Source organism: Myroides sp. DF42-4-2, assembly GCF_030326445.1.
GTDB lineage: Bacteria > Bacteroidota > Bacteroidia > Flavobacteriales > Flavobacteriaceae > Flavobacterium.
This window is the reverse complement of sequence record NZ_JACAKI010000028.1, coordinates 21091-27668: the sequence shown is the minus strand read 5'-3', so window position 1 is coordinate 27668 and position 6578 is coordinate 21091. Positions and strand designations below refer to the sequence as shown.

The window sequence follows — 6578 nt, the reverse complement described above, 5'->3', positions numbered from 1 at the left end:
TGCTAAGCCTATCGGGTCTTGGCTGATGTAGTTTCCTTGTTCGGGGTCGTAGTAGCGGAAGCGGTTATAGGCGAGGCCTGTCTCTCTATCCAGCATCTGCCCTTGATAAAGATAATTACAAAAATGTGCATCACCAACATTCATACGAATATTTCCAAAGCTATCAAGTTCGCGCTCCCAGATTCTCTCCCCACCTTCTGTATAAGCGCGTATAGGCGTGCCGAGGTGGTCTGTCACGATGCTGTACTTCTTCTCTCCCCTGATCTTAGCCATTGGAGCGAAACTGTCCTGCTCGAATACCCATGTGATGATATCATCTGCTGTGGTTTCTCTGGCATCAAAGGTCTTGTGCTCGTGTAGCACAACATTAGCATCCCATACATAGTGAGTCGTGACACTCCTGTATCGCTTGCTCACTCGTCTGCCTAAGGCGTCGTACATAAAGCGAACCGTATAGCCATCTGGGCACCGTACTTCCGTTAACATAGCTGCTCCATTCCACGAATACTGCCACTTCTTACCAGTGGCTTTCTCTGTCTTCTGGATTAGATTACCTTCCTTGTCATATTTGTACTTCGCGGTCTTCGTCTCTTCTAAGCGGTTTGCTACATACTTTCGATCTGTACAGTCCAGTTGACTATATAAATTACCGCTGCTATCCACCCCGCGTTCTTCTCTCTGTATGCCATCATAGATCACTCCTTGTAAGAAACCTCTCTTATCATGCTCGAAGTAGGTGTGCTTATGCCCTTGGTCTGTGATCTGACGAAGTAACCCGCCTTGATCCCATGTATACACTCGATTAAAATCAGGTATAGCGTATATCGTTGAATGCTGTTTATTGACGCGTTGGTTCTTGAGCCTTCCTATTTTGTCGTATTCCCACTCTTGTTTGATTCCTCCTGCGTACTCGCGAATGGTCTCCATTCCGAAAGGATCGTATGCCATCGTCGTCTGCCAACTGTTGAGTTGGCTCTCGATCACATTGCTCCACTGGTCAAAGCTGTGCTCAAAGTTAGCACCTAAGCTACTGCTGAGCTTGGTTCTACGCCCATAGGCGTCATAGGTGCTATGTACTTCTTCTCCATTGAAGCTTTCTGCAATGACATTGCCCAGTATATCGTATTGTATCTCTAGTGTACCTGCGTTGTTCACAGCCGTAGTCAGCAGCCCTGCTTCGTAGTCGTAACGCTCTGTGCTCTCATCGCTATAATTAACTTCGGTGACGCGTCCCATTTGATCATGGGTGTACTCGGTCCATCGATCGTCAGGACGCAATACCCGAGTCACCCAGCCTGCTTTGTTGCGACTATAGGATTTCTCCATGCCGTCAAAGGACTTCTCATGGACAAGATTACCTACGGCGTCCAATCCAAAGAAATACATACCCCCTTCTTCGTTTGTGATGCTGCGAAGGCGCTCGTTAGAGTCATACTCATAACGCATGACCTTACCTGCCTCATGACGACTACTAAGTTTGTGAATCCCCCGATATGTATAGCGGATATTGCGGTGGCAATCTTCGTAATATGTGATATTGCCTATCGCATCATATCTCAGATGGATGATATTGCCATCGAAGTCATGGATTACAATAGGACGTCCGAGCTTGTCTAACATTTGCTTCTGAAGTACACCATTGGCGTTAATCACTTGGGTACAACGGTTCCACTGGTCATACTTATACTGGGTGCTTTTACCTGTGGTGCTGATGCGTTCCGACAGATTATAGTTGTGGTCATACCTCATCTGCATACGTACTCCAAGTCCGCTGATGATAGACTCAGACAGTCCCTCCTTGTTATAGGTAAAACTTGTCTTCGCTCCTAGTGGGTTGACCATCTCGCGAATGCGTCCTGCGTCGTTATATTTATACAGCCACTTGCCTCCCCGAGCGTCGATAACTTCTGTAGGAAGGTATGGATACTGAGTCTCGGTATAGCTGACTTGGGTAAACTGTCCATCGGGAAGAATGACTTTTGACACATTGCCGTAGTCATCTCTTAAGAAAAACCGCTCATTCCCTAGCGGGTCTGTACTGCGCTCTAACTCACTATATTTGTTGTAAAACTTCTTCCACACCGCTCCATTAGCATCTGTAGTCTCATAAACAACTCCGTTTAAGTGCTTGTATATTGTTTTATGACCTTCTCCATCCAAAGCGTGAGTTTCGCCTTTGTAATAAGCTATTTTAAAGTGCTGAATACCTCCATCTCCCCATGTCTCGATACATTTGGCACCTGTCTTAATTCCATCGTATTTAAAGTGCCAGTTGTGTCCGTTTCGCCAAGTCTCTTTCACCAATAAGTGGTGCTCATAGACCATTTGTATTGGCTGGCGCATCTCGTCATAATGCACGGACATATCACCGTGGGTATTATACACATACTCGGAAATACACGTCTTAGGACTGCCTTCTTCTGGGGCGTCTGTCCATACTTTAGTGATGCGCCCTTCTTTATCACTATCAAAGGTATAAACTCTACTAACGGAGTCTTTTATCTCTTGAAGGGTTCCCTTGTGATCATAACTAAAGCGGATGGCAAAGCCGTCTTTGTTGCTAATCGCTGAGAGTAGGTACCCATCATGTCTATCCGTGTATTTCTTGGTGAGAAACAGATACATCAGTTCCTGCTGATTTCTAAGGTAGTAGTACCCATCCTCGTGATAGCACAGCCACAGCTTTTCGGAGCGATGATACCTCGGAGTTGGCAATGCTTTAGTTGGTATTCTGTCGAAGTTGATTAGCCTTCCGTCTTCTAAGCGAACTTGCGCTCGGCGGTATTCTTCGTTGATGAACAGGGCCATATCAAAGCTGTGATGCCAGCCATAGCCCAATGGACCTTGGTAGTCGCTGTCGCTATACCACACCCTGTCGAATGAAAAGGGAATAACCCCTGAGAAGCTAAAATCGGTACTGTCTGTAAACAGGTCTCCGCCTGCGACATCTACGGGGTGACCAACATAGGTCTTAATTAATTTATTTACTTTATTGTATAATCCTCTTGTTGCTTGATTGTTAAACAGTTTGCTATTTATGCCATTTAAGGCTCTAGATACATTATTACAAGCTTTATTATTTGCTCTATTTTCTTGAACCTTCTTCGCTCTTTTCTGTTTTAATTTTGTGAACCCTCCCTTAAACAACATCTTTGGGCCTTCTAAGGGATTTATTGGAGAAGGTGCTTTATTGGTCAAAATAGTAGTTCTCCTTGGAAAGGGAACTATTGCTCCTGATGGAACATACAAACGAGCCCTAAACTTCTTCTTACTACCATCTGTATTGCGGTTGGGCTTGAGGTTGTGAATAGAGACTATGCCTACATCCCAACACGAATTGTGTAAATGCGCCTGCTCTCCGGTCAAGGGGAAACCATCGGCAACTACAAACAAACTTCCCAATAATGCATGACCGTGATCCTTCTCTACCAGGCGAGAAAAAACAGGGTGAAAAGCGGGAGCTAGTGGAAAATGTACTATATTTTTACTCGAGGTGCCTGCCACAGTACGTGGAACTCCCTCTACTACAACTGAAGCTCCAAGCATTCCCACTGCCATGACGCCCACCTGAAAAGCTAATGAGTCTACACGTTGCACAATACTTGTCTCAATTTGCTCATTCGTGGACTCCTCTGTAATTTCTTCTGCTGGAGTGGGTTTGATGTCCGCTGCGAAATTAAGAATAGAAGTAGATAAAAAGTCCTTTGCCCGAAATGAAATACCAATATAAGGGTGTGGAAGCGGAACAGGAGTTGGCACAGGTGGATAGACCACCATGTGACAATCTATACCTATCACGGGATCCAATTGTCTACATACGGGTAAAATTGCTTCGCCTTTGCTAGCGTTTAAACGCTTTAGAATAGGAATCATCACTGCTTCACTGAGCTGAGAGGTAGTTCCCATTGCAGCAGTGAAAGCTGCTATAGCACCTTCGCCAACTGCCACCATACTTGCCATAGCCTTTTGAGCATCACTTGCATTGGCATGGTTATTAATCTTGTTTCGCTTTTCTTTTATCTTTTCAAAACTCTCTTTTTGAGCGATATACCTTTCCCTTATCTCACTTGACATCTGTGAGAGAATACTTGCCTGTTCCTCTTTCTCTTGTTTAGAGCGTCTCGTTTCATTTTTTTCCATAGGCTATTTTTTAACAATCTAGTATTCTCATACTGAATGAATACTGTTAGGGGACTAACTCTTGTATCGAAAGTAAAAGTACAATCCAACTAGTGTGATAATACTAAACAAAAAGATATTAAAACTCTTCGCTACTCTCTCTCCGAATACATTGCGAAGCCAAGCTGTATTGAATATAGCCCCACCTGTATGATCATACATAAAACTATATCCCTTAATAGAACAAAACAAGAATACTAGTCCGACGATTATTAACATCAATCCCCAATACTCTGGATGCTCCTTGATAATATCTCCTAAATATTTTTTGAAGTTTACAAACAACTCTCCCATCGTTTTTTAAATTATAGTATTAAAATCCAAATAAGGATAAAAACAAGTATGACGACATACATCAATACTGTTCTTACCCTGCTTACCGCTTGATTTAAACGCAAATTATATTTCTGCATAATCCAACGAGTTATAGGCTCTTGTCCACTCGGTTTGCCAGCATACAACCAAGGAAAACGCCTTAATAAAAATACAGCTACGATTACTAGCACACACAGTATTCCTACACTCAAAAATCTTTCCATCTTTTATACTTCTTCTCCTAATACCTTGAGACTACTTTTAATTACTCTTCGCCAATCTTCTCCAAATAAAGGCGTGACAATCTCACTTAACTCTTGATCTGATATATAGTTATAATACTTAGAAGCCAAAACTGCCTTAACCAATATCGCATAACTAGAGGCTTCAGCCATAGAAACATTTAACATCTTTCCTAAGCGTACTCCCTTGTCTAAGGCTTTGTTTTTCGTCGTTGAATCCCAGTCCTTTTTGGCAGCATGAGCAAGCATACGCAACGATTCTATCTGTAAGGGATAGTCTTTTATAGAGCCATAAAACTCCTCTGCTTTTATAAAGTCCTCTTTCGCCTTACTGTATTTTTTGAGTAAGCGATAAAGTGTACCACGAAATAGATAACCTTGTCCCATAAGCCTACAACTCATCTCATCGGGCAATACCCCTACAGTCTCACTAGCTGCTTGGATTCCCTTGTCCAAATGGACAATCGCCTGCTTGTAATTCTTAACTGAAGTCTCATAATTGGCCAATACCATCTGAACTACCACAATCTGATTGAACCAATTAACGTCCTTGTCTTTATGATTCTTAGCGATAGATAAACAAGCTTTTGCACTGAGGTAGATTTGCTTTTCGTTCTGTTTTCCCACCTCCTCAAGCATATTGAAATAATGTTTCCTAAATTGTGTACTTGGCGCAATTGGATCTCCAATGGTAGCAATCGCTTTAATCGCTTTATTCAATTCGAACTGATGAGTTAAAATATAAGTTGAACTGGGAGCTAAATCTTTTAACTCATTAAATACAGGTGACTCTATCGTATCTGATAACACAATGCTTACCTTAGGATGCAATTCTAATTTAACTAAATCTTTCAACCAGCTAAGAATATAGTTTGATTCGCTATTTTGATAATCTAACACACAGACTAAATTAGAGCCCTCTTCAAACTCCAGTGAATCACAAAAAGTATTGATATTTGAAACAAAAAGCGATGCCATGTTTTTCTCCTCTTTTAAACTCATGTCCATTTCCCAATCAATAAAATTCTCTTCAATGCTTTCAGGCTTTTTTGAGTAATTCCACAAGAATGTAGTATAGAACAACTCTTCCACTAAATCTTGGCTGTAAGCCTTTACTTCATTCAATGGTGACTGAAATAAAACTACAACATCTTCTATCTCATTATCAACTCCTAACATATACTCATAAAAAGCATCTACCATGTCTAAGTCTTCTTTAGGTGTCCTTAATACTAAAAACTGATAGCGCTCTATGAAGCTGGTTTCTATATATTTTAGTTCAAACTCCTCCATGCGTTGTTGTATAGGATTACTTTCCATTTTTTTAGTTTAGTTTTACTATTTCTCCTTCCACTACTCTAGTTCAATCAACCAGGTGATTCACCCCTAGTATAAAGTCATTTAATATCGCTGCCGCATTACTATTAGTACTATTTCCTGTATTAATATTGCTGATTTGACTTAAATGCTATGGTGTATCTAGCCGTGGTATATCTTTTTGTTATCGCTATCGCCATTGTGATAAGTGTATGTGATGGAGCTGATGCTACAGCCCCCCTTAAACTTCTACCGTTTGAGCTACTCGTATTGCAGGTTCAATACTTTTGTGCTTCTGTCGCATTGAATTGATAGATAGCACTTCGTGTGTGCTCTTACCTTTATGAATTACGTGACTCAAACCTAAAAACAAAATTTTTTACAAAAAAGCAATTGGGTAAAATCTTGAAAAAATAGGGGGATTCTACGCATAATATTTTGTTAAATAAGTGTTTTAAAGATGCGCTATTCTAAAGATATATAAATGATTACCAATTAATTAGCACCTAAATCCAAGCTCAAAAG

At 41.2% G+C, this 6578-nt stretch carries 3 protein-coding genes; all 3 read right to left on the bottom strand.

Annotated elements, in window-relative coordinates:
* On the bottom strand, positions 1-4140 hold a 4140-nt coding region (locus HX062_RS15080), incomplete at its 3' end, for a DUF6531 domain-containing protein (RefSeq protein ID WP_286467976.1).
* A gap of 54 nt (positions 4141-4194) precedes the next feature.
* A complete protein-coding gene (locus tag HX062_RS15075; protein ID WP_286467975.1) occupies positions 4195-4473 on the bottom strand; it encodes a hypothetical protein in 279 nt (92 codons plus the stop codon).
* Positions 4474-4721: 248 nt separating this feature from the next.
* Positions 4722-6056, bottom strand: coding sequence for a hypothetical protein (locus HX062_RS15070; RefSeq protein ID WP_286467974.1), 1335 nt, complete (start codon positions 6054-6056; stop codon positions 4722-4724).
* Positions 6057-6578 lie beyond the last annotated feature (522 nt).

Excerpts from the sequence above, each read along its gene's own strand:
- HX062_RS15075 (WP_286467975.1), bottom strand. The coding sequence starts at position 4,473 with ATGGGAGAGTTGTTTGTAAACTTCAAAAAATATTTAGGAGATATTATC.
- HX062_RS15070 (WP_286467974.1), bottom strand. The coding sequence starts at position 6,056 with ATGGAAAGTAATCCTATACAACAACGCATGGAGGAGTTTGAACTAAAA.